This window comes from Glutamicibacter sp. AOP38-B1-38 (assembly GCF_052377485.1).
In the GTDB taxonomy this organism is placed as follows: domain Bacteria; phylum Actinomycetota; class Actinomycetes; order Actinomycetales; family Micrococcaceae; genus Glutamicibacter.
This window is the reverse complement of sequence record NZ_JBQSWU010000098.1, coordinates 1-575: the sequence shown is the minus strand read 5'-3', so window position 1 is coordinate 575 and position 575 is coordinate 1. Positions and strand designations below refer to the sequence as shown.

At 65.9% G+C, this 575-nt stretch carries 1 protein-coding gene; it reads left to right on the top strand.

Annotated features, from left to right (window positions below; all coding sequences use genetic code 11):
• A partial coding sequence (locus ACT3TP_RS18760) for a GMC family oxidoreductase N-terminal domain-containing protein (RefSeq protein ID WP_444621296.1) occupies positions 1–575 on the top strand: 575 nt, incomplete at both ends.

Genomic DNA, 575 nt, shown 5'->3' with positions numbered 1-575 from the left:
CATGGAGCGGGAGAACTTCACGCTGCTCACCGGGCTGCAGGCGCGGAAGCTGAACTTCGATGCGGGCAAGCGCTGCACCGGGGTGGACGTGGTCGACGGCGCGTTCGGGCGCACCACCACGCTGCACGCGGCCCGCGAGGTGATCCTCTCGGCCGGGGCGATCGACTCGCCGAAGCTGCTGATGCTCTCGGGGATCGGGCCGGCCGAGCATCTGGAGTCGGTGGGCGTCGAGGTGCTCCTCGACGCGCCGGGGGTGGGCGAGCATCTGCAGGACCACCCCGAAGGGGTGATCCAGTGGGAAGCGAAGCAGCCCATGGTCAGCGAATCGACTCAGTGGTGGGAGATCGGGATCTTCACCCCCACGGTGCAGGGGCTGGACCGTCCGGATCTGATGTTCCACTATGGTTCGGTGCCTTTTGATATGCATACGCTGCGCCAGGGGTATCCGACCGGGGAGAACACCTTCTGCCTGACTCCGAATGTCACGCATGCGAAGTCCCGGGGCACGGTGCGGTTGCGCAGCTGCGACTTCCGTGACAAGCCGAAGGTCGATCCGCGTTATTTCACCGACGTCC